Below are 22,409 nucleotides of genomic sequence, written 5' to 3' on the forward strand. Positions count from 1 at the left end.
ACTTACATCTGCTAATGGGCGCACGTTCAAACATCTGGTAGCATGCTTGCCACTTTTAATAATAAAAAGATGGGAAAAGGCAAGATGACGATTGAAACCCCGATTTTAATCACATTTGTTGGTTACTTAGTATTGATGATGGGCATAGGTTTTTGGGCTTACCGTGCTACCGATACTGTTGATGATTATATTTTAGGTGGCCGCAAAATGGGCCCCGCAGTGACCGCACTCAGCGTGGGTGCATCTGACATGTCAGGTTGGCTGTTACTGGGGTTACCCGGCGCAGTTTACTTAAGCGGCTTAGGTGCAGCCTGGATTGGCGTAGGATTAATTATTGGTGCTTGGCTAAACTGGTTATTTGTTGCCAAACGACTGCGCATTTATACCCAACTCGCCGATAACGCCCTCACTTTACCGGATTTTTTCGAGAAACGTTTCCACGATACCCAAGGCTATCTCAAACTTGTTTCCGCAATCACTATTCTGGTATTTTTTACTTTCTATGCCTCCTCTGGCATGGTCGGTGGCGCGATTTTGTTTGAGAAAGTCTTTGGGCTTGATTACACCGCAGCCCTCGTGATTGGCTCGGCCATCATAGTCGGTTACACCTTTATTGGCGGTTTCTTTGCCGTGTGTTGGACTGACTTTTTCCAAGGCAGTTTAATGCTCATCGCCCTATTGATTGTCCCTTTCGCCGTTTTCGCTCACCCCGAAAGCCATGCAGGTATTGAAACGATCGATCCCGCGATGTTGGCATTGGTCAATGACAAAACCACTGCCATCGGCATGTTATCTTTGCTCGCATGGGGCCTAGGTTATTTTGGTCAGCCACATATTTTGTCGCGTTTTATGGCGATAGGCAGTGCCGATGCCCTGCCCTTGTCACGCCGTATAGCCATGAGCTGGATGGTGTTATCTCTCATTGGCGCGTTAGCCACAGGTATCGCAGGCTCGCTCTATTTCGCCAAAGAGCCATTAGCCAATTCTGAAACAGTGTTTATCCATTTAGCTCAAGCAGCGTTTAACCCATGGATTGGTGGGCTATTAATCGCCGCTATTTTATCGGCAATCATGAGTACTATCGACTCGCAACTCTTAGTCTGCTCAAGTGTCATCACCGAGGATTTCTACCGTAAATGGTTGCGCCCAAAGGCCGATGATCGCGAGCTAATGATGGTAGGTCGTTTAGGTGTACTCGCTATCGCTGTGATTGCAGGTGTGATAGCACTCAATCCTGAAAGTAGCGTGCTCAGCCTAGTGAGTTATGCTTGGGCAGGCTTTGGTGCGGCCTTTGGTCCCGTAGTCTTGTTATCCCTGTTTTGGAAGCAATATAGCCGTAATGGCGCTATCGCCACTATTATTGTCGGTGCATTAACCGTGGTGATTTGGAAGCAACTCACTGGTGGCATTTTTGAAGTATACGAAATCCTTCCTGGGTTTATATTCGCGACTATTGCGGGTATTTTAGTCAGTAAATTCTCTGCTCCAAGTGAAAAAGTAACGACAGAGTTCGAACAATTTAAGTCTGCACTCTAATCTAGATATGCTTCCATATGTTTAAAAGCGCACAAGTGTGCGCTTTTTACATTTTGTATCCTTTTAAATACCCTACACACCATTACAAACCATTAACTTCAATTGAAACCCATAGCGGCACCCAAAGCCCTTCATATCAAGCATCTGGCCAGACCATTCAAGCATACTAAAGTATCACTCTTGTTTTAAAGACTTTTAATTAACTGAAAGTTAACATATTTCACTTCTGGTCGGACTTGTTGAGGGTACATTGAATCCATAAGATGCCGGAGACTAATAAATGGATTTAAATACTTTCGGCGGACTAGGACCGAATAAAAATCCAATACTTATAAAAAATAGAGAGAATAATAATGAAAACATTCAACAAGACACTCATTGCCGTTTCTGTTGCATTAGCAAGCACACAAACCTTAGCTTCAGGTTTTCAACTAAACAGCCAATCAGCAACTGGTATGGGCCGTGCATTTGCGGGTGATGCGGTTATTGCCGATAACGCTTCTGTGTTATCACGTAACCCTGCTGCTATGGCATTATTCGATAAAGATGCGATCTCCTTCGGCTTAACTTATGCCGATATTACTGTTGATGTTAAAGACGTTAACTTTAAGGCCGGTAGCGTAGACTTAGGCAGCATCGATGACGCGGGTAGCTCTAAAATTATCCCTAATATTTTCTACATTCACCCAATCGACGATAAGTTCGCCGTAGGTTTTGCCGCTTTCTCTAACTTTGGTACCGGTACCGATGCCAGCTCACTTTCAAAGAGTTTACCAGCAGGCTCACAAGCACCTTATGATCTGCTTGGCGAAACAGAAGTAACAACGGTTAACTTTAACACCAGCCTTTCATACCGTATTAATGACATGTTCAGTATCGGTGCTGGTATTGATGCCATTTACGGTGAAGGTCGTTTAACCCGTAACATGGGCGCGACACCTCTGGTTGACGTCGACGCTGACGGTTGGGCGTTTGGTGGTATTGTGGGTGCCACAATTGAGTTAGATAAAGACAATCGTTTCGGTATCAGCTACCGTTTCAGCCCAACAGTGAATGTTAAAGGTGATATCAACACGATCAGCACTAAAGATCTATCTGCCGTTGGTTTAGGTTCAAAAACAGCACTAGCGACAAGCTTTGACAGCTTAGACGTACCCCTTGCGGATATTTTCCAAGTTGCTGGTTTCCATCAGCTCACACCTAAGTTTGCAGTGCACTACACTGCGCAGTACACCCAGTGGAGCAACTTTGAACAAATCACGGCTAAAGATGGCGTAGCCACTATTATTCCAGGTCAAGCGGGTGCAGGTACTCAACTGCAAGCTGGCGACGTTGCTCTGAAAGAATACCAATGGAAAGATTCATGGTTATTCAGCCTAGGTGGCACTTACACAATCAACGAACAATTCACCGTGCGCGCGGGTTATATGCATGACCAAGGCGTTGTGGACGAAATCAGCTCTATTTCATTCCCAGACTCTGACCGTAACTGGTATACAGCGGGTATGAGCTACCACATCAACCCACAAAACACGGTTGACTTTGGTATCGCTTATATTAAAGGTGAAGAAGTTCACCTGATCGAAAACAGCGCAATCGCAGGCCCTGTTAATGCGATTACTGAATCGAGTGGTATGTACTACTCAGTTCAATACAGCTACCAGTTCTAAGATAAATTACTAACACCAAAAGCCGCATTTTTTGCGGCTTTTTTGTATCTTAAGCATTTATTGCCTAAAGTTAATTCATACTCCTGTAAATGCAGCTACGGCTATGGCTAAAGTCATTGGACTCGGTGGAATTTTCTTTAAAAGTGTCGATCCCGTTGCCTTGGCAACTTGGTACAAAACCCATCTTCAAGTCCCCATTGAAAACTGGGGCGGCGCCGCGTTTTATCACACAGATAAATCAACTCTTGGCTACCATGTTTGGACCCCTTTCGCCCATAGCACGGACTATTTCGCCCCCTCAGATAAAGGGTTTATGTTCAACTTTGTCGTTGACGATTTAGAGCAAGCCCTCGTACAAGTAGAGCAAGGTGGCGGTCAACCGATTGGTGATATTGAAGATTCAGAATTTGGCCGCTTTGGCTGGTTTATTGACCCTGATGGCAATAAAGTCGAATTATGGCAGCCAAGCGCCATCCCTCCTGAAAAATAAATGCTTTAAACAGATATTTCAAAACTCATCTCTCAACATAATCTCCTCTGCCTTAAGCGGCATCTATTCCGAATAAACCCAGTGCATAACTGAGGTTTATTCGGTATCGTAGACTGAGTTCATCTAATCAAGAGATTCTTTTTATGGAAAAAAGTAACATCCTTCCTGCCCTGCTGTTAGGTGGTTTCCTTTGCGCTGGACTTGTTTATGTAGGCCAGACAGCAAGCTCAGCACTATTGCAAATGAAAGCCATGGAACGCACTGTCACGGTAAAGGGCTTAGCGGAAAAAGAAGTTAAAGCCAATGTGGCAATTTGGCCAATCAATTTCACTGAGGTCGATAACAATCTGCCTAAACTCTACGAGACGGTTCAGCAAAAAACCGATCGTGTTGTAGCGTTTTTAAAGGAACAAGGCTTTAGCGACAGCGAAATTACTGTCTCTTTGCCTTCAATTGAAGATCGCCAAGCCCAAGGTTATGTCGATCCCAACGTCAGATACCGTTACTCGGCAAAAGTGAACCTATCGGTTTATACCCCACAGATTGATCTCATGCTGAACACCCGTAAGCAAATGATTAACTTAGTAAAAGAAGGTATAGCGATCGCTAGCCAAGATTATGATAATCGCACTGAGTTTCTGTTTACCGATCTCAACTCAGTCAAACCTATCATGGTGCAAGAAGCGACTCAAAATGCCCGCGAAGTGGCTGAAAAATTTGCTAAGGATTCGGATTCTCGCCTCGGAAAAATTAAAAGTGCGAGTCAAGGCCAGTTCACTATTTCAGACCGCGACAGCAGCACGCCTTACATTAAACAAATTCGCATCGTTTCCACACTAACCTATTATTTAAATGACTAAATTTTAGGCTTAATTTGAAACTCTGAAGCACGAGGAATAAGGCGCTATAGGCCTTATTCCTTATTCCTTATTCCTAAATTAGGTAAAAACACTACATTAAATTTTTCTAATAAATATTGATTGCCTATTGAAAACAACTCCATTAGAATTTTCTCATAAATTACATCTGGGGTGATATAAGTTATGACATCAATTTCTCGTGCTTTTTTCTTACTGCTGGCACTTTCCAATACTCAAGCTCAGGCTGCCTCAGTCGAAACCATCGAAGTCTTAAATAAACCCTATCCGAATTGGGTCACCTTAGACGCCACCATTGAAGCAGTAAAAGCAGCGACGGTATCGGCGCAAACCTCTGGTCGTATTGTCAAACTCAACTACGATGTTAACGATGTCGTCCCCGAAGGAGCCGCCCTACTTGAAATTACCAGTAAAGAGCAAGGCGCTGAACTGGCAAGCTTTGAGGCTGATCTAGCCAAAGCGAAGGCTTTAAATGTCGAAGCTCAGGCACAATACAAACGTTATAAAGAGCTATTTCCCCAAGGCGCGATTTCTAAGGGCGCGATGGATGAAGCCACCGCCAATGCTAAAGCAACAGAACAAGCCGTCAGTGCAGCACAAGCCCGTGTCATCAAAGCCAACGAATCCTTAAAATACACTGTCGTTTCAGCGCCTTTTAGTGGCATAGTCACTGAGCGTTTTGTCGAACTTGGCGAAACCGTAAGCCCAGGACAAGCACTACTTTCAGGGTTTTCCACGAGTCAAATGCGCGCCATTACCCAAGTACCACAGCGTTACATTAACCAACTTAAAAATTCCCCCGAATTTCTCGTCCGTTTAAGTGATGGGCGCGAGTTCACCTCAACCGACCTCACGATTTTCAGTTTCGCCGATCCTGTCAGCCACAGTTATCAAGTGCGAATTAATCTGCCAGAAAATGAAGCCAATCTTCAACCCGGTACTTGGGCAAAAGCTTCCTTTAAAAATGGCGCTCGGGAAAAAATCCAACTGCCCGCCTCTGCACTGCTCACAATGAACGAACTGAGCAGTGTTTACCTTAAACAAGGCGAAGCCTTTGTGCTGACCCAAGTCCGTGTCACTGAGCCCTTAGATGGCGAGGTAGAAGTGCTTGCGGGCCTTAAGTCGGGTGACAAGGTGGCCGTTGATGCCTACCAAGTGTTGCTCAGCAAGAAGCAATAAATTCCCTAGCGACTTAAGCTTTGTCGAGGTTGTTTTATGAAACATGCTCCAGTACCACAAACCACACTTGGGATTTCCGGACGAATTGCCGCTGCCTTTCAAAATAGCGCCATCACGCCGCTATTAGCACTTCTCGGGCTCTTACTTGGCTTATTCGCCATTTTGGTCACGCCAAAAGAAGAAGAGCCACAAATTGATGTCACCTTTGCCGATGTGTTTATCCCTTTTCCCGGCGCGACACCCACGGAAGTTGAAAACTTAGTCACTCTGCCAGCGGAACAAGTGATCTCCGAAATCAAAGGCATAGATACTCTGTATTCGTTCTCCCAACCCGATGGCGCGCTGATCATCGTCATCTTTAAGGTCGGCGTCGGGCGCAATGATGCCATCGTCAGCCTATACAACCAGATTTATTCCAATATGGATAAATTGCCAAGGGGCGCTGGCGTGGGCGATCCGCTAATTAAACCCCGCGGCATCGATGATGTGCCCATTGTCAGTTTGACCTTGTGGTCTAAGGACAGGCAAGTGTCTGCTGAGCAGCTAACCCATGTCGCCCTTGGATTAGAAACCGAAATTAAGCGTATTCCCGGCACTCGCGAAATAGATACCGTTGGCCAGCACGATATGGTGGCCAACATACGTATCGATCCCGCCAAGATGAACAGCTTTAATCTGACCTACGACAAGTTAAGACAAAGCCTGAATGACAATAATATGGTCTCTATGCCTGCATCCTTAGTGCAAGGCAATCAAGAGATAAAGGTCCAAGCTGGGCAGTTTTTACAATCCATCGACGATCTCAAGCAATTAGTCGTCAGTGTCTATCAAGATAAACAAGGCAAGACTATTCCGATTTATTTGGCGGATATTGCCGAAATCAGCTTAAAACGTGATATCCCTAAACAGAGCGTTTGGCACGCAGATAAAACCGACATTTATCCCGCCGTCACAATCGCAATTGGTAAACAAGCAGGCCAAAATGCCGTCGATATCGCCGACAGTGTGATTGAGCGGATAGCTAAAGTCGACAATGTGTTGATCCCGGCAAATGTCGAAGTCACAGTGTCACGTAACTATGGCGAAACCGCGGCGGATAAATCTAACACCCTTATTTTAAAACTGATTTTTGCCACCAGCGCCGTAGTCGTGCTGGTCTTTTTAACCATGGGCGCACGCGAATCCTTAGTCGTGGGCGTAGCCATTATTATCACGCTAGCGATCACCCTTTTCGCCTCTTGGGCGTGGGGATTTACCTTAAACCGCGTGTCCTTGTTCGCCTTGATTTTCTCCATCGGCATCTTGGTCGACGATGCCATAGTCGTAGTAGAAAACATCCACCGGCATATGGCGCTCGGCAAAAATTCCTTCAGCGAGCTTATTCCTGTGGCGGTCGATGAAGTCGGTGGCCCGACGATTCTGGCGACATTTACTGTTATCGCAGCCTTGCTGCCGATGGCTTTTGTATCGGGCTTAATGGGGCCTTACATGAGCCCGATCCCCATCAACGCCAGTATGGGCATGTTAATTTCCCTCGTAGTGGCATTTGTGGTCACTCCTTGGCTCAGTCGTAAACTGCTGAAACATAATGACCAACACGATACTGCCCAAGCCTCGCACGAGGATGAAGCTGAAACGAAAATGGTGCGCCTCTTTACTCACTTAATTGGCCCTTTCCTACTGGGTAAAAATGCCCGTAAGGCAAGAGTGGGACTGGCTGCCGGCGTATTTGTGTTAATCGGCATCGCCGTCGCGCTCCCCGTGGGTCAGCTCGTGGTGCTTAAAATGCTGCCCTTCGATAATAAGTCCGAGTTTCAAGTAATGGTGGACATGCCAGAAGGCACTCCCGTAGAGCAAACACAAAGAGTATTGCAGGATTTGAGTCGCTACCTAACAACCGTCCCTGAGGTCGAGCATCTGCAATTGTATGCGGGCACTAACGCGCCAATGAACTTTAACGGCTTAGTGCGCCACTATTTCCTGCGTCACAGCCAAGAACTTGGCGACATCCAAGTGAATCTAGTGGATAAGAAACACCGCAAGCGCGACAGCCACAGCATAGCGGTATCGGTGCGAGACGAACTGCAGCAAATTGGCGAGCAATATCAAGCCAATATCAAAGTGGTTGAAGTGCCACCTGGACCACCAGTGTGGTCGCCGCTGGTTGCAGAAGTGTATGGCCCAAGTCCCGCTATTCGCGAGCAAGCCGCATATGAGATGCAGGCGCTGTTCCATGAAACCAAAGATGTGGTCGATATCGATATTTTCTTGCCCGCCGCCCAGCAAAAATGGCAAGTAATGATCGACCGCAGTAAAGCCAGCCTGATGGCCGTGCCCTACAGCAATATTGTCGACTTGATTGCCACCTCAGTTGGCGGCAAAGATGTGAGCTATTTACATCAAGCCCAGCAAAAACAACCGATACCTATCCGCCTGCAATTAAACGAAGGCGCGAAAGTCGATTTAGAGCAAGTGCTGAATATGAAGTTACTGAGCCAAACGGGGCAATCTGTGCCTGTCTCTGAGCTGGTAACCATCAAACGTGGCAAAATCGATGCACCGATTATCCATAAGAATATGATCCCTATGATCATGGTCGTCGCCGATATGTCGGGACCACTGGACAGCCCGCTCTACGGCATGTTCGATATGGCGGGCAAAATCGATGGCGCCGATGGCTTAGGGTTTGATCAGCATTATATTCACCAACCCACAGGGTTAGACTCAGTCGCCGTGCTCTGGGATGGCGAATGGAAGATCACCTACGAAACCTTTAGAGACATGGGTATCGCCTATGCGGTCGGTATGATTGCGATTTATTTATTGGTGGTCGCGCAGTTTAGATCGTATCTGGTGCCGCTTATCATCATGGCGCCAATTCCACTGACTGTGATTGGCGTAATGCCTGGACATGCCCTGCTCGGAGCACAATTCACCGCGACGTCCATGATAGGCATGATAGCGCTGGCGGGGATTATTGTGCGTAACTCGATATTATTGGTCGATTTTATTAATCAAGAAACCGCATCCGGCGTGCCCTTTGAGCGGGCAGTGATCCACTCTGGCGCCGTGCGAGCTAAACCTATCATGCTGACTGCATTTGCAGCCATGATAGGGGCATTGTTTATTCTTGATGATCCGATTTTCAATGGCTTAGCGATCAGTCTGATCTTTGGTATTTTTATCTCGACCATACTGACCTTAGTTGTCATCCCTGTGCTGTACTACACGGCCATGAAAAACCGTATGAATACTGTTCAGATACAAACACAAAATTAACCACAACAAAGGCCATCACCAAGATGGCTTCAAGGAGTAAGGTATGTCATTAGAACGCAGTATTATGGCTTTTGCCGGATTTATGGTGTTACTGTCACTGGTGTTAACCGCCTATGTGCACCACAACTTTCTGTGGTTAACCGCATTTGTTGGCGCTAACCTATTCCAAAGTGCTTTTACCGGTTTTTGTCCTGCCGCCATGGTTTTACGAAAATTGGGTGTAAAATCAGAGGCTGAAATTGCTAAACAAAGCTAAGCCACATAAAGTCACTACTTAAGAGTTAAGATAAGAGATAGGTGAGCAAGTACACGCTTGGTTAATACAAGCGTGCCAAAAAGCCGTCAAGGAGAGATAAAGTGACCCACAACCTCGTAACCCGTGGCCAAAGCCTAATGCGCTTAGCCCTATTAAGCCTGCAATCACTGGTTCTCATGCCACTGCTGCTAATGTCCATGATAGCCAGCGCAGCCGACCAAGATCCTGCAATCGCATGGGATAAAATTGCCTCAGGCGCTATGGTGCTCGATGTTAGAACGCCTGAAGAATTTGCCGAAGGTCATTTAGCGAATGCGGTCAATATTCCCTTTGAGCAAGTGACAGAGGAGTTTGCTAAGCGTGGCATCGCCAAAGATGCTCCCGTCGTCTTGTATTGCCGCAGCGGCCGTCGTAGCAGTATTGCGACCGAAGCCTTAGTCGCTGCCGGATACACCCAAACCTATAATGGTGGCGGCTATTCCACCTTAGTTGAAGCGCAAAAAACGCCCGCTAAGTAATTCACAACCATCAAATTGGCTCTAGTGTGGGGAAGTAAGAATAAATCACTTTAGTACTCTCACCTCGCTCTAGTCATTCAAAGTTTAACGGCTAAAAGCGCCCTAGGGCGCTTTTTTATTATCTAAATAAAATATCGAAATTAAGCAGGGGTGGATTAATAGGTTCTTACCAGATTTATTGTGGACGAAAGAGCACAGGATTTTTTAGTAGTTCTATAAAATAAGTAACACCCGTATTCCCAAACAGCCTAAGTAAAGTCAATCAATTGGCAACTGCCACCCTATTGACAGCCTTTTGCAACAATTTCGCATAATCAATCACTTGAGAAAATATTATCATTATGATGAAAACTTAAAGTTTGTTTTTGTTATTTTTAATTACAAAAAAATATATATATAAATTTCAATGCATTGATAACGGTAAAATCAATCAAAAGCCCTCATATGAAGTCGTAAATTCGTATTCACTTATTCACGTTTATCACATAAAAAAACAAATATTTTAATAAAATTTGGTTACAAATCGTTACAGCTTGAATTTATATGCACTATAAATGCCTATTAAATCTAAATACTTACCAACCGCCATACTGTTAACAATTGATTTACAAATTACGTGGTCGCAGATAAATTCACTAACCGAGTAGCATCTGAGTCGTAGTTATTCTTATGAAACATAAAATAATAATGATTAACACTAAATTGACCATGGAAGAAGAACATGACAATCAACAGAACCACTAAAATAGCGTTAAGCCTTTCAAGCTTAGCTATTGCGATCTCAGCCGGTGTACAAGCAGCACCACAAGCCCCAGGTTTTGCCGCAGCATTACAAGCACAAACCTCCCCACTGCCAAAGCGTTACATTGTGAAGTTTAAAAACACTGATGCCGCGGCCATCATGTCAGCCAATAGTGTGCAATCAACGAGTGATCTGCAGTCACTCAATGACGCGACAACAGATACGCTACCAACCACAATGAATTATCAGCCACAAATGGCTGAAATCAGTGCCCAACATACCGCATTAAATAAAGTACAAGCGAAGGAAATGAAGCGTATCGGCCGCAGTAACAGTTACTCGGTGAAACTCGATGCCAAAGGGATCAATGCCTTAAAAACCCGTGCTGATGTGGAATATGTCGAAGAAGATATGCCACGCCGCTTTCTAAGTGAAAGTACGCCTTGGGGCCAAACTTTTGTAGGAGCAACCCAGCTAAGCGACAGCCAAGCTGGCAACCGCACTATTTGTATTATCGACTCAGGCTACGACCGTAGTCACAGCGACTTAGGTGGCAACAATGTCACAGGGACCAATAACTCAGGCACGGGTAACTGGTTTGAGCCGGGCAATAATAACGCCCACGGTACGCACGTTGCGGGGACGATTGCGGCGATTGCCAACAATGATGGCGTGATCGGCGTTATGCCAAATCAAAATGCCAATATTCATGTGATCAAAGTGTTTAATGAATCTGGCTGGGGCTACTCTTCATCCTTAGTCGCTGCCGTAGACACTTGCGTCACCAACGGCGCCAATGTTGTCACTATGAGTTTAGGTGGTTCAGGTTCTAGTACCACTGAGCGTAACGCTCTGGCCGCCCACTATAATAATGGTGTTCTCCTGATTGCTGCTGCGGGGAACGCGGGGAATAGCACTCACAGCTACCCAGCATCCTACGATGGCGTCATGTCTGTCGCCTCTGTGGATAACCATAAAGACCACTCAGCATTCTCCCAATACACTAACCAAGTGGAAATATCAGGCCCTGGTGAAGCCGTTCTATCGACTGTTACCCGTGGCGAAGGCCGTTTAGCCGATATCACTATCGGCAGTCAGTCTTACTTTGACTCAGGTGTCGTGCCGCACAATCGCCTGATATCCTCTGGTGGCAGCTATGTCCCCGCACCATTTAACGGTACCAGCACTGCAACTTTGGCAGAATGTACCGTTAGCGGCACAAGCTTCAACTGCGGCAACATGACCAATAAGATTTGTTTAGTGGAACGTGTTGGTAATCAAGGCACTAGCTACCCTGAAATTAACGCAGCTAAAGCCTGCAAGAATGCGGGTGCCAGTGCGACGATTGTTTACAGTAACGCGGCATTACCCGGCTTACAAAACCCCTTCCTTGTGGATGCTAACAACGAAATCAATATGGTTTCTGTATCTGTTGATCGTGCAACAGGCTTAGCACTGCGCAATCAACTGGGCGCCACAGTCACTGTCAGCAACCAAGGCAATAAAGATTACGAGTACTACAACGGTACATCTATGGCGACACCGCATGTGTCAGGTGTTGCGACCTTAGTGTGGAGCTACCACCCAGAATGTAGTGCGGCGCAAGTCCGTAACGCATTGAAAATGACAGCCGAAGATCTTGGTACTGCGGGTCGTGACAACTACTATGGCTATGGTTTAGTTAATGCAGTTGCAGCAAAAGCCTTCCTAGACGCATCTTGTACTGGTCCAACGGGTCCTGTCGATCCAACCGAACCGGGTGATAGTGTTCTCGTGAACGGTGTGGCGAAAACAGGTTTAGCAGGCGCAACAGGTGAAGAATTACATTTTTCATTTGAAGTTCCAGCAGGTGCAACTAACCTAGGCTTTGTGATGAACGGTGGCACAGGTGATGCGGACTTGTATGTGCAATATGGCGCAGCGCCAACCACCACTAATTACGATTGCCGTCCGTATAAAAGTGGCAATAGTGAGTCTTGTCCAATCACCAACGTACAATCAGGCACTTACTATGCCATGGTGAAAGGCGATTCGGCTTTCACTGGTGTGTCGTTAACGGCGAGCTACACAGCGTCTAATGGCGGCGGTACGCCAACGAGCTATAGCAATACTGATAACTATAATATTCCTGATAACAAAGCGGCGGGGATCACTAGCCCAATCACGGTTACTCGCACAGGTGATTCAGGTACTGTGACTGCAGTCGTGAACATAGTCCACCCTTACATTGGTGACTTAAAAGTGCAGCTGATCAGCCCTTCAGGAAAAACGGTTACCCTGCATAACAACACAGGTCTTGGTGCAGACAATATCAATAAGAGCTATACCGCAGATATGACAGGTGCGAATTCGAACGGCGTATGGAAGTTAAAAGCCGTAGACAGTGGCCGTGGTGATGCTGGTTATATCGATAGCTGGGAACTGAGCTTCAAATAAATCAAAATCGATACTCTTACTGATACTTAAAAGTGATAAACGGAAAGAGCCTGCAATTGCAGGCTCTTTTTTTACAAAACATGTTATTCAATATCTTTGAGGATTTCAGGTTCAATCAACACGCTGGTTTCATTATCCGATAACCAAATTTGGCCTTCACTAATCGAAACTTGCAATGCCATATTACGCCCAACAAAGGCTTCCATCGCCGTGACGTACTCTTCGGCAATATTCCACACTTTTAAATTCTGATAACGCTCTAACGCTTGCTGATTCTGTTTCCACCAAATCGGTACACTGCGACCACCATAGGTAAAGAGCTGCACGACTTTGGCACGGCCGCTGGCCTTTCGCAGCCATTTTTCATCGGCCTGACCAAACTCAACCCACAGATCAATTTCACCGGATAGGGTTTTGTCCCATAGCTCTGGCTCATCATCAACGCACAGACCTTTACTAAAACTTAAGGTTTCGCTGGCATTCACAATAAACGCGAGTAAACGCACCATCATGCGGCCATCGGTTTCGGAAGGATGCTGTGCAAGCGTCAATTGATGGTCTTGGTAATAATTCCGATCCATATCGGCTATCTGTAAATTGACTTTAAACACGGTCGCCTTGAGGGCCATAGTCATCCTAAATGCAGAGTGAAATCCTGAAACAGCGAAATCCTAAAATAAGGCTGCCGAGTCTACCTGAGACTCGGCATTAGCTCAAACGAACAATAAGGTACGCCCATGAAATCGAACAAAACGTGCAATCGAACAGAAGGTTAAATCGCACCGGGTCGCAGATGTTTAGCCATGGGGAAATGGGCTTTCAACAAGCTGATTTTTTGCGTATCCGCTACCAGTAGCATGCGCGTACCCAGCTCATACTGTTGACTCAACTCACTGAAAGCGGGTAAAAAACCGCGATCTGCGTCGCGGCGAACAAGTTCAGCGAGTTCAACGCTTAAATCACCTTGGCTGTATATACAATCGAGGCGCTGCAATAGCGGCATGGCGGCGAGCGGCAGTAAGTCCACAGAGGTTGTATCATCCAACAAAAGGATTTCGCCGCGGCTGACTAAGTTATTAAACGCATTATGGTAATGCTCAGTGGTACGACTATCAAAACGGTCGCCATTGGTATCGAAAAATCGCTCCCAAAATAAGCGGCGTTTCGAGGTTGAATCGAGCTTATCTTGTACTTCGACGCGTCTATCGGCGACAAAATCGAATAACGGTTTGAGTGACTGCGGTAGGCTAGATTCTAAACGCGAGCGAATCGTGCGTGCAAATACCGGCGCTGCGCCCGCAGTGCTGATCGCGACCACTAAACGACCTCGATCCACAATAGAAGGAGTGATAAAGCGGCAAAAGGCGGGATTATCAACGGCATTAACCCAGATACCACGCGCGGTAGCTAAGGTCGCTAACTCGGCATTAAGACTGTCGTTTGCCGTAGCTAAATACACCAAATCATAATTTTGAATGTCGGCATGGACGACTTCACGCTGGGATAACAAAATGCGGCCAGCATCTGCATAACGTTGCACTTCAAGGTTCACCTCTGGCGCTACCACGTGGATATTGGCTTCAGTACGTGTCAGCAGTGCTAACTTACGGCTCGCCACATCGCCCGCGCCCACCAGTAGAACATTCAAATTAACCGTATCGACAAACAAGGGAAAATATTGCATTAGATGAGATCCTGAACGCTTAGTCCTGCACCACTGGCAGTTGACGCTGTACCCAGCCCTTATAGCCACCAATCATAGAGGCAACGTGGGCGTAACCCATAAGTTGCAGATTATGGGCAGCCAAGGCGGAACGCGCACCACCCGCGCAGTAGAGTAATATGGGTGTATTTTTATCGGGGAAACGCGCTTCGATATCACGCTCTAAAATACCCCAGCTTAAATGTTTCGCTTGGGGTCAATGATCTTGCAGCCACTCACGATCCTCACGCACATCAACAAGGTGCCAGCGGTCATCGGCCTGATATGCTTCGATTGTCACTTCAGTGATATTAGGCAGAATAGCGTCAACAAGGGCGGAAAATGCATTGGGATGCTGCATCACTAACTCCTAGATAAGATATTGAATGACATAATGAATGTCAGCTTATCAGCCAAGTGTAATCTTCTCATCCTGCAGACGCAATCTTTCAGCCTCACCGCAAAGCTGAGAAGGTTGCCAGTGAAAAGGCTAGTTGTGGCTTTCGCTGCGCTCTGAGCTACATTGCCAGCAAAGCTCAAAACTGCCTTCATTAGTCTCATGGCATTGCACACACTGCCATTGCGGACTTTCAACATCCAACGCATTCAATTGAACTTGTGCTGACGCGTATTGGGACTCACCTACCCATAACTCGACGTTTTGCATCCCAGTAGGGAGTTCACCAATGCCGCCTAATAACGCTTCACCTCTGAGTTCAACATGAATGCCACAGGCCTCCAATAAACCTTTCCATGTGTGGGCCTGCAATAAATTACCACCAGCAACTAACACTTTACGTTCTTCCATGCGACATCCTACGGCTACAACTCTCTGGAATATGGGTTGCCGACATCCTACTGCTAAATAGCCGAGGCTGTCGAGCGCTGATTTTTACATCAGTTGTTAAATAAATTAACATTCACTTTTTACAGCATAACTGACTATAACTTTGTGAGTTTGCTAGCAGAATGTCAGATACGCCTCAAAATCGATGCAAAAAAAAGCCACCTCGTCGGTGGCTTTTTAACTCCAAATTAACCTTTAAGGCATCATAGGAGGTTGGTCTGCGCCTTCTTTCTCAATCTCAACTGGCATCATGTGTTCACGATTGATACCCAGTTTAACGGCCAAGAAGCTCGCCACATAGATAGAGGAATAAGTACCCACAAAAATCCCCAACAGCAATGCAGTCGCAAAGCCATGGATCATAGTGCCGCCCTTAAGGAACAAGGCCACAACAGTCACCAAAGTCGTGCCCGTTGTAATAATGGTACGGCTCATAGTTTGAGTGATTGAAATGTTAACTATTTCTTCAGGATCGCTCTTACGCAGCTTAAGGAAGTTCTCACGGATACGGTCAAATACCACGATAGTATCGTTAAGTGAGTAACCCACCACCGTCAACAAGCCCGCCAATACGGTCAAGTCAAATTCCAATTGAAATAACGAAAACACCCCTAAGGTCACGATGACATCGTGCGCCAATGCCGCTACAGAACCAAACGCTAAGCGCCATTCGAAACGAAACGACACATAGATCATGATACAAATCAGCGCGACTAATACCGCCAATGCGCCTTGCTCTGCCAGTTCTTTACCCACTTGTGGGCCAACAAACTCAACACGCTTCTGCTGCACTTGTGGGTCAACTTTCTGCGCGGCTTCCATGACAGACTTAACCTGCACATCGCTCTTAACGCCTTCTTTCACCTGTAAACGTACAAGTACGTCACGGCTAGAACCGAAGTTTTGCACGATCGCACCTTCGGAATCTGGCGTCGTCAGTTGCACACGCAGCGCATTCAAATCAACCGGCTGAGTAAACTCCATTTCAACAACAGTACCGCCAGTGAAATCAAGACCCCAGTTAATACCGTTAGTCGCGAGTGATACCAGCGAGCCCAGCACTAACACTGCCGACATAACGCTAATAGGCAGTGCATGGCGGAGGAAGTTTACTGTATGTTTTAAGGATAAAACTTCAATCATTGTCACTTCCCCTTAGATAGACAGAGTCTTCACGCGCTTACCACCCCAAATCGCGTTAACGATTGAGCGAGTACCCACGATGGCGGTAAACATAGAAGTCGCAATACCTATCATTAAGGTCACAGCGAAGCCTTTAATCGCACCAGTACCTACGGCAAACAAAATGAGCGCAGTGATGAAGGTGGTGATGTTCGCATCGGCGATAGTTGAGAAAGCATTACCATAACCTTCATGGATTGCCTGCTGTACGCTACGTCCTGCACGAAGCTCTTCACGAATACGCTCATAAATCAGCACGTTGCCGTCAACCGCCATACCGACCGTCAACACCATACCGGCAATACCGGGTAGGGTTAACACAGCGCCAGGGATCATAGACATAACGCCCACAACCATGACTAAGTTTGCGGTTAAAGCCAGGTTAGCAATAAGCCCAAAGCTACGGTAGTAAACCAACATAAAGAGTAAGACAACTGCCATACCCCATACCATAGCTTGTACACCGCTTTGAATGTTTTCAGCACCTAAGCTTGGACCAATGGTACGTTCTTCAACAATTGATACAGGAGCAATCAAGGCACCCGCACGCAGTAATAGCGCAAGGTTTTGTGCTTCACCATGACTTAAGCCAGTGATCACAAAGTTACGGCCTAAACGGGCTTGAATGGTCGCGACAGAAATCACTTCTTGGATTTTCTGCATCTTAACGCTGCCATCGGCATTGCGATCACCACTGTCTTTATATTCGATGAACAAAGTCGCCATAGGCTTGCCTATGTTGTCTTTGGTCACGTCAGAAAAAATGGTACCGCCTTTAGCGTCGAGGTTGATACTGACCTGAGGACGACTGTACTGGTCAAAGCTAGGTTGTGCGCCAGTGATATGGTCACCCGTCAACATCACTTCTTTCTTCAATATCACAGTGCCACCTTCGCGGCGCTGATACACTTCAGAACCCGCAGGTACACGGCCTGATTGCGCAGCATTCGGATCGGCTTTGTCATCCACCATGTGGAATTCAATTGATGCGGTTGCACCTAAGATTTCCTTAGCACGAGCCGTATCTTGCACACCTGGCAGCTCAACGATAATGCGCTCGGCGCCTTGACGTTGTACTACAGGCTCAGCCACACCTAACTCGTTAACACGGTTACGAATGGTAGTAATGTTTTGTTGCAGTGCTTCTTCTTTAATCTGCTTTAGATAAGCTTCACTCATCACAGCTTGCAGCGCGAAATCTTCGCCACGGCTAGCGTCGGTGAACACCATATCTTTATTGCGAGTCTTAAGGAAACGCTCGGCAGTCGCTAAGTTTTCAGCATCACGGAACTTGATTTCAATTCCAGTAGCATTAACACGAATACCAGCATAACGAATGGTTTCTTCACGTAATTGTGAACGGAAATCAGCAACTTTAGCTTCTTCCATCTTACGAATCGCTTCGCCCATGTCCACTTCCATGAGGAAATGCACACCACCGCGAAGGTCAAGACCGAGCTTCATTGGGCTGCCGCCCATGGACTCGAGCCACTTAGGCGTCGCAGGCGCTAAGTTAAGTGCCACAGTAAACTTGTCACCTAAACTGTCAGCAATGATTTCTTTCGCCAGTAGCTGTTGATCCGCATTTTGCAAACGGACCAACAACTGACCTTTTTCAAGCTCAGAGCGCTTTACCGCAATGCTCTTACTGGCTAACAGCTCGTTCACACTGGCTTGGGTAGATGCAGTTACTTCAGCACCTCGAGTCGCCACCACTTGCACCGCATGATCTTCACCAAAAAGGTTAGGTACGGCATAGAAACAACCTATGGCGATGACGAGCATCACCATAATGTTTTTCCACATTGGGTATTTATTTAACACGCCTGAGCCCTCTTGGCTTACAACGACTGGATAGAGCCCTTAGGCAATACAGCTGCAATATAGTCTTTTTTGATCGTGATTTGTGTTGTGTCGTTCAAGCTCAGTAACACGTAATCGCTTTCGTCGCTGATTTTTGCAATCTTGCCTAAAATCCCACCACTGGTTAACACTTCATCGCCTTTGCCTAATGAAGACATCAGATTTTTGTGCTCTTTAACGCGTTTTGATTGCGGACGGAAAATCATGAAATAGAAAATCAGGCCGAAAATCGCCAGCATGAAAATCAGTTCCATCGTGCCGCCACCTTGTGGTGCGCCGGCAGCGCTTGCATATGCATTTGAAATAAACATAGTTTTTCTCTTCTTATTAGCAAAAAATCAATCGACTAACTCTGGTACTTCGCGACCTTGACTGGTATAGAAGTCCGCCACAAAGGCGTCTAATGTACCCGTCTCAATCGCACCGCGCAAACCTTCCATTAACATTTGATAGTATCTCAAGTTGTGAATGGTGTTTAAACGCGCACCCAGAATCTCATTACAACGATCTAAGTGGTAAAGATACGCCCGTGAATAATTTTTACAGGTATAACAATCACACTTAGTATCAAGTGGTGACGTGTCATCTCTATGACGCGCATTGCGTATTTTGATCACACCTTCACTCGTAAACAGATGACCGTTGCGGGCATTACGGGTTGGCATCACACAGTCAAACATGTCAACACCACGACGTACACCTTCAACTAAATCTTCTGGTTTACCGACCCCCATCAGATAGCGAGGTTTGTCTGCAGGAATTTGCGGGCAAATATGCTCAAGAATGCGATGCATATCTGCTTTAGGCTCTCCTACGGCCAAACCACCGACGGCATAACCGTCGAAACCAATATCGACTAAGCCTTTTAAGCTTTCGTCGCGTAAATCTTCATACACACCGCCCTGAATAATACCGAAGAGTGAGTTAGGGTTCTCTAAACGGTCAAATTCATCACGCGAACGTCTTGCCCAACGCAAAGACATCTGCATTGACTTGCGCGCTTCATCTTCAGTGGCAGGATACGGGGTACATTCGTCAAAAATCATCACCACATCACTGCCCAATGCATCTTGAATTTGCATTGATTTTTCAGGATCTAAGAATATTTTTTCACCATTAATGGGCGAACGGAAATGCACACCTTCTTCGGTGATCTTACGGATATCGCCAAGACTAAACACTTGGAAACCGCCCGAGTCCGTTAAAATAGGACGCTGCCAGTTCATAAAGTCATGCAAGTCACCGTGCTTACGCATGATTTCTTCGCCTGGGCGCAACCATAAATGGAAAGTGTTACCGAGCAAAATATCCGCGCCAGTGGCACGTACTTCTTCCGGTGTCATGCCTTTCACTGTGCCGTAGGTTCCTACCGGCATAAAAGCGGGGGTTTCTACTGTGCCACGATCAAAAATTAACCGACCACGGCGCGCACGCCCGTCGGTAGTGTCTAATTCAAATTTCATAATTCACCTCGCCAGATAAACAGTCTGACTACATTTTTAATGGCTAATGCCATTTTGATTAACAATAGAGATGGGGACAGCCTTAAAAGGTTCAATCTTTTAACGAAAAAAATTGCCGCACAATCTCACTTTGGGCGGCTATTTTAAAACAAAATCTTGGTCTAGTGGGCTTTTTTCGTCACAAACATCGCATCGCCATAGCTAAAGAAGCGATATTTTTGCGTGATAGCATGTTGATACGCCGCCATAACATGATCAAAACCGGCAAAAGCACTCACTAACATGATCAAAGTTGATTCAGGTAGATGAAAATTTGTCACCATAGCATCGACCACTTGGAATTCATAACCTGGGTAAATAAAGATATCGGTATCGCCGCTAAAAGCTTTGAGTTCGCCAAGGCTTGCGCGTGCCGCACTTTCTAAGGAGCGCACTGACGTCGTCCCCACGGCCACCACACGTTTACCCGCAGCTTTGGTTTGCGCGATTAAATCAACCACATCCTGCGGCACATTCGCCCACTCGGAATGCATCTTGTGTTCAAGAATAGTATCGACACGCACTGGCTGAAATGTTCCCGCGCCCACATGCAAGGTCACAAACGCGACATTCACGCCCTTGGCTTTTAATGCATCGAGCATGGCATCGTCAAAATGCAAACCCGCCGTTGGCGCGGCAACTGCGCCAGGATTTTGGTTATACACGGTTTGATAGCGCTCTTTGTCGGCATCTTCATCGGGTCTATCGATATAAGGAGGCAAAGGCATGTGCCCTACTGCTTCAAGCACTTCTAAGATGGTTAACTCGGATAACAACTCAAGTTCAAACAAAGTATCGTGGCGGGCGACCATCTTCATTTGATAGCCACCGTCGAGATGGATTAACGAATCCACTTTAGGGGATTTAGAGCTGCGAACATGGGCGAGGATGCGCTTATCATCGAGCATACGCTCAACTAAAATTTCTAACTTGCCACCACTGGCCTTTTGACCAAACATGCGCGCGGGGATCACTCGGGTATTGTTGAACACCATTAAATCGCCGGAATTAATCATCCCCAGCAGATCGGTAAACTGCTTGTCGCCTAACGCACCAGAGTTGCCGTCTAAGGTTAACAGACGGGATGCATTACGCTGCGCCATAGGATAACGAGCGATCAGCTCATCGGGGAGATCGAAAGAAAAGTCTGCAACGCGCATATTGGCCTCTAGATAGCTTAGAACGGCGGCTAGTCTATGGTTAGAGGCCAATAAGATCAAGATTACTTATTGCCAATGTCCACTTCTTGCTCGGGTTCCACTGGATTAATGCCATCTTGGGGCTGATTGTCATCGGCATCGAATTTTAGCCGCGAGCGACTAAAGTCATCCATGCTGAAACGGTGTTGTTCAAAGGGGATTTCTATTAGCACTTTTTTGCGCTTCTGCTGCTCGTCTTTACCAAGCATTTTGGTGAACCAGTTCCACATCATCCATGATCCTAAAAAAGTTATTGATTTTATTTCACTTTCCCTTATCGATTACTATGTCAACATTTAAGTCAGCCATAATTATTCACGGCGAATCAAATGTCATTATCAATAAAAAGTGAAAAAATACTGCATTTTTAGCTTCGGCGCTTTCCTAAGCGCGCTTGTGCATGATACCGTGAACCGACGTGGTTAACCAAGCACAAATAATGAACTTTCTTACACACTTACATCTCGCCGACATCAGTAAAACCCACCTTGCTGCCAACGTAGCAGGTAACTATATTCAAGCGCCAATTGCACAAGCTCCAATTGAGTTACGCCAAGCTTTATGGCTAAACCAAGAGATTAATGCCCTTTGCGCCAGCCATGAATTGACGATTGAATTAATGGAAGCTTTCCCTGCGCCCTTAAGAAGCATAGCAGCAGAACTCATGGCGGTGAGTTTCGATCACTATTTAGCTTACTATTGGGAAGAATATCACCACCAACCCTTGGATGAATTCAGCAGCAAGGCCTATGACGCGTTAGATGCTTTCGCCACGCAAGGCGTTGATCCATACCATCCAGAGGCATTATTTACACTCTTGCCCACAATGCGCAGCGCCGATTGGCTAGGCAGCTACACCACCGAAAAAGGATTACAACAAGCCTTAGCACAAGTGGCCAAACAGCATCCGCAAGCCGCACTGTTCAAAGATGCCCATAAAGTCGTCAATAAAATGCAGATAGAAATCGAAACCGCGTTCCGCACTTTTTATCCGCAGCTGATGGCTTATACCCGTATTTGGAGCCGTAAGACGCCTGTAGAATATTTGCCCTCACCCCTCTAAGAATAAGCAAGCATGAGATTATGCTGTGTGCCAGCGTAAATTTTGCTAGTATTGCAGCGCAAAAATG

At 46.3% G+C, this 22,409-nt stretch carries 19 protein-coding genes and 1 pseudogene; 10 read left to right on the forward strand and 10 right to left on the reverse strand.

Going from position 1 to position 22,409, the window contains the following annotated elements:
• Window positions 1–84 precede the first annotated feature (84 nt).
• From putP to L5M38_RS00395, 9 genes are all read left to right on the forward strand, one after another.
• Window positions 85–1,536 carry a sodium/proline symporter PutP gene (gene putP / locus L5M38_RS00355; RefSeq protein WP_105253092.1) on the forward strand — a complete coding sequence of 484 codons (1,452 nt, stop codon included), beginning with the start codon at window positions 85–87 and terminating at the stop codon, window positions 1,534–1,536.
• A gap of 353 nt (window positions 1,537–1,889) precedes the next feature.
• Complete coding sequence (locus L5M38_RS00360; protein ID WP_263177972.1) at window positions 1,890–3,206, forward strand: OmpP1/FadL family transporter; 1,317 nt, start codon at window positions 1,890–1,892, stop codon at window positions 3,204–3,206.
• Between the two features lie 103 nt (window positions 3,207–3,309).
• Complete coding sequence (locus tag L5M38_RS00365; RefSeq protein WP_263166691.1) at window positions 3,310–3,696, forward strand: VOC family protein; 387 nt, start codon at window positions 3,310–3,312, stop codon at window positions 3,694–3,696.
• A gap of 143 nt (window positions 3,697–3,839) precedes the next feature.
• A complete protein-coding gene (locus L5M38_RS00370) occupies window positions 3,840–4,556 on the forward strand; it encodes an SIMPL domain-containing protein (protein ID WP_028761062.1) in 717 nt (238 codons plus the stop codon).
• Between the two features lie 183 nt (window positions 4,557–4,739).
• A complete protein-coding gene (locus L5M38_RS00375; RefSeq protein WP_263177973.1) occupies window positions 4,740–5,753 on the forward strand; it encodes an efflux RND transporter periplasmic adaptor subunit in 1,014 nt (337 codons plus the stop codon).
• 36 nt (window positions 5,754–5,789) lie between these two features.
• Complete coding sequence (locus L5M38_RS00380) at window positions 5,790–9,032, forward strand: efflux RND transporter permease subunit (RefSeq protein ID WP_263177975.1); 3,243 nt, start codon at window positions 5,790–5,792, stop codon at window positions 9,030–9,032.
• Window positions 9,033–9,075: 43 nt separating this feature from the next.
• Window positions 9,076–9,288 (forward strand): DUF2892 domain-containing protein, encoded by a 213-nt coding sequence (locus L5M38_RS00385; protein ID WP_006082265.1) that lies wholly within the window; start codon window positions 9,076–9,078, stop codon window positions 9,286–9,288.
• Between the two features lie 101 nt (window positions 9,289–9,389).
• Complete coding sequence (locus L5M38_RS00390) at window positions 9,390–9,806, forward strand: rhodanese-like domain-containing protein (RefSeq protein WP_263177976.1); 417 nt, start codon at window positions 9,390–9,392, stop codon at window positions 9,804–9,806.
• A gap of 721 nt (window positions 9,807–10,527) precedes the next feature.
• Window positions 10,528–12,984 (forward strand): S8 family serine peptidase, encoded by a 2,457-nt coding sequence (locus L5M38_RS00395; protein ID WP_263177978.1) that lies wholly within the window; start codon window positions 10,528–10,530, stop codon window positions 12,982–12,984.
• Between the two features lie 83 nt (window positions 12,985–13,067).
• On the opposite strand, the gene L5M38_RS00400 is transcribed toward L5M38_RS00395, so the two are convergent.
• The 10 genes and pseudogenes from L5M38_RS00400 to L5M38_RS00445 all read right to left on the reverse strand — a co-directional run bounded on the left by L5M38_RS00400 (window position 13,068) and on the right by L5M38_RS00445 (window position 21,512).
• Window positions 13,068–13,613: a YaeQ family protein gene (locus L5M38_RS00400; RefSeq protein ID WP_263177980.1), complete on the reverse strand. Its 546-nt coding sequence runs from the start codon at window positions 13,611–13,613 to the stop codon at window positions 13,068–13,070.
• Between the two features lie 143 nt (window positions 13,614–13,756).
• Window positions 13,757–14,668: a bifunctional precorrin-2 dehydrogenase/sirohydrochlorin ferrochelatase gene (locus L5M38_RS00405; RefSeq protein WP_263166681.1), complete on the reverse strand. Its 912-nt coding sequence runs from the start codon at window positions 14,666–14,668 to the stop codon at window positions 13,757–13,759.
• Between the two features lie 19 nt (window positions 14,669–14,687).
• Window positions 14,688–15,047: pseudogene (locus L5M38_RS00410) on the reverse strand (rhodanese-like domain-containing protein).
• 129 nt (window positions 15,048–15,176) lie between these two features.
• Complete coding sequence (locus tag L5M38_RS00415; RefSeq protein ID WP_028761071.1) at window positions 15,177–15,494, reverse strand: DUF2007 domain-containing protein; 318 nt, start codon at window positions 15,492–15,494, stop codon at window positions 15,177–15,179.
• A 234-nt stretch (window positions 15,495–15,728) separates the two neighbouring features.
• Window positions 15,729–16,676, reverse strand: a complete 948-nt coding sequence (gene secF / locus L5M38_RS00420) for a protein translocase subunit SecF (protein ID WP_113941669.1) — start codon at window positions 16,674–16,676, stop codon at window positions 15,729–15,731.
• Window positions 16,677–16,688: 12 nt separating this feature from the next.
• Window positions 16,689–18,539, reverse strand: a complete 1,851-nt coding sequence (secD, locus tag L5M38_RS00425) for a protein translocase subunit SecD (RefSeq protein ID WP_113941670.1) — start codon at window positions 18,537–18,539, stop codon at window positions 16,689–16,691.
• Between the two features lie 17 nt (window positions 18,540–18,556).
• Window positions 18,557–18,889, reverse strand: coding sequence for a preprotein translocase subunit YajC (yajC, locus tag L5M38_RS00430; protein WP_007649452.1), 333 nt, complete (start codon window positions 18,887–18,889; stop codon window positions 18,557–18,559).
• A gap of 27 nt (window positions 18,890–18,916) precedes the next feature.
• Complete coding sequence (tgt, locus tag L5M38_RS00435; RefSeq protein ID WP_006082277.1) at window positions 18,917–20,041, reverse strand: tRNA guanosine(34) transglycosylase Tgt; 1,125 nt, start codon at window positions 20,039–20,041, stop codon at window positions 18,917–18,919.
• Between the two features lie 161 nt (window positions 20,042–20,202).
• On the reverse strand, window positions 20,203–21,240 hold the full coding sequence (queA, locus tag L5M38_RS00440; RefSeq protein WP_263177984.1) for a tRNA preQ1(34) S-adenosylmethionine ribosyltransferase-isomerase QueA: 1,038 nt from the start codon (window positions 21,238–21,240) through the stop codon (window positions 20,203–20,205).
• 62 nt (window positions 21,241–21,302) lie between these two features.
• Entirely contained in the window at window positions 21,303–21,512 is a 210-nt protein-coding gene (locus tag L5M38_RS00445; protein ID WP_263177985.1) for a hypothetical protein, read from the reverse strand.
• Window positions 21,513–21,718: 206 nt separating this feature from the next.
• On the opposite strand from L5M38_RS00445, the gene L5M38_RS00450 reads away from it, so the two are divergent.
• Complete coding sequence (locus tag L5M38_RS00450) at window positions 21,719–22,342, forward strand: acyl carrier protein phosphodiesterase (protein WP_263177987.1); 624 nt, start codon at window positions 21,719–21,721, stop codon at window positions 22,340–22,342.
• Window positions 22,343–22,409: the final 67 nt, after the last annotated feature.

The sequence above is a fragment of the Shewanella sp. SM101 genome (assembly GCF_025654465.1).
Classification (GTDB): Bacteria; Pseudomonadota; Gammaproteobacteria; order Enterobacterales; family Shewanellaceae; genus Shewanella; species Shewanella oncorhynchi.

Bases quoted from the DNA above. Each gene is read 5' to 3' on its own strand.
- L5M38_RS00415 (WP_028761071.1), bottom strand. From the start codon at position 15,494: ATGGAAGAACGTAAAGTGTTAGTTGCTGGTGGTAATTTATTGCAGGCC.
- L5M38_RS00365 (WP_263166691.1), top strand. From the start codon at position 3,310: ATGGCTAAAGTCATTGGACTCGGTGGAATTTTCTTTAAAAGTGTCGAT.
- putP (WP_105253092.1), top strand. From the start codon at position 85: ATGACGATTGAAACCCCGATTTTAATCACATTTGTTGGTTACTTAGTA.
- L5M38_RS00360 (WP_263177972.1), top strand. From the start codon at position 1,890: ATGAAAACATTCAACAAGACACTCATTGCCGTTTCTGTTGCATTAGCA.
- queA (WP_263177984.1), bottom strand. From the start codon at position 21,240: ATGCGCGTTGCAGACTTTTCTTTCGATCTCCCCGATGAGCTGATCGCT.
- secF (WP_113941669.1), bottom strand. From the start codon at position 16,676: ATGATTGAAGTTTTATCCTTAAAACATACAGTAAACTTCCTCCGCCAT.
- L5M38_RS00400 (WP_263177980.1), bottom strand. From the start codon at position 13,613: ATGGCCCTCAAGGCGACCGTGTTTAAAGTCAATTTACAGATAGCCGAT.
- L5M38_RS00385 (WP_006082265.1), top strand. From the start codon at position 9,076: ATGTCATTAGAACGCAGTATTATGGCTTTTGCCGGATTTATGGTGTTA.
- L5M38_RS00445 (WP_263177985.1), bottom strand. From the start codon at position 21,512: ATGATGTGGAACTGGTTCACCAAAATGCTTGGTAAAGACGAGCAGCAG.
- L5M38_RS00370 (WP_028761062.1), top strand. From the start codon at position 3,840: ATGGAAAAAAGTAACATCCTTCCTGCCCTGCTGTTAGGTGGTTTCCTT.
- tgt (WP_006082277.1), bottom strand. From the start codon at position 20,041: ATGAAATTTGAATTAGACACTACCGACGGGCGTGCGCGCCGTGGTCGG.
- L5M38_RS00405 (WP_263166681.1), bottom strand. From the start codon at position 14,668: ATGCAATATTTTCCCTTGTTTGTCGATACGGTTAATTTGAATGTTCTA.
- L5M38_RS00375 (WP_263177973.1), top strand. From the start codon at position 4,740: ATGACATCAATTTCTCGTGCTTTTTTCTTACTGCTGGCACTTTCCAAT.
- L5M38_RS00450 (WP_263177987.1), top strand. From the start codon at position 21,719: ATGAACTTTCTTACACACTTACATCTCGCCGACATCAGTAAAACCCAC.
- L5M38_RS00395 (WP_263177978.1), top strand. From the start codon at position 10,528: ATGACAATCAACAGAACCACTAAAATAGCGTTAAGCCTTTCAAGCTTA.
- yajC (WP_007649452.1), bottom strand. From the start codon at position 18,889: ATGTTTATTTCAAATGCATATGCAAGCGCTGCCGGCGCACCACAAGGT.
- L5M38_RS00380 (WP_263177975.1), top strand. From the start codon at position 5,790: ATGAAACATGCTCCAGTACCACAAACCACACTTGGGATTTCCGGACGA.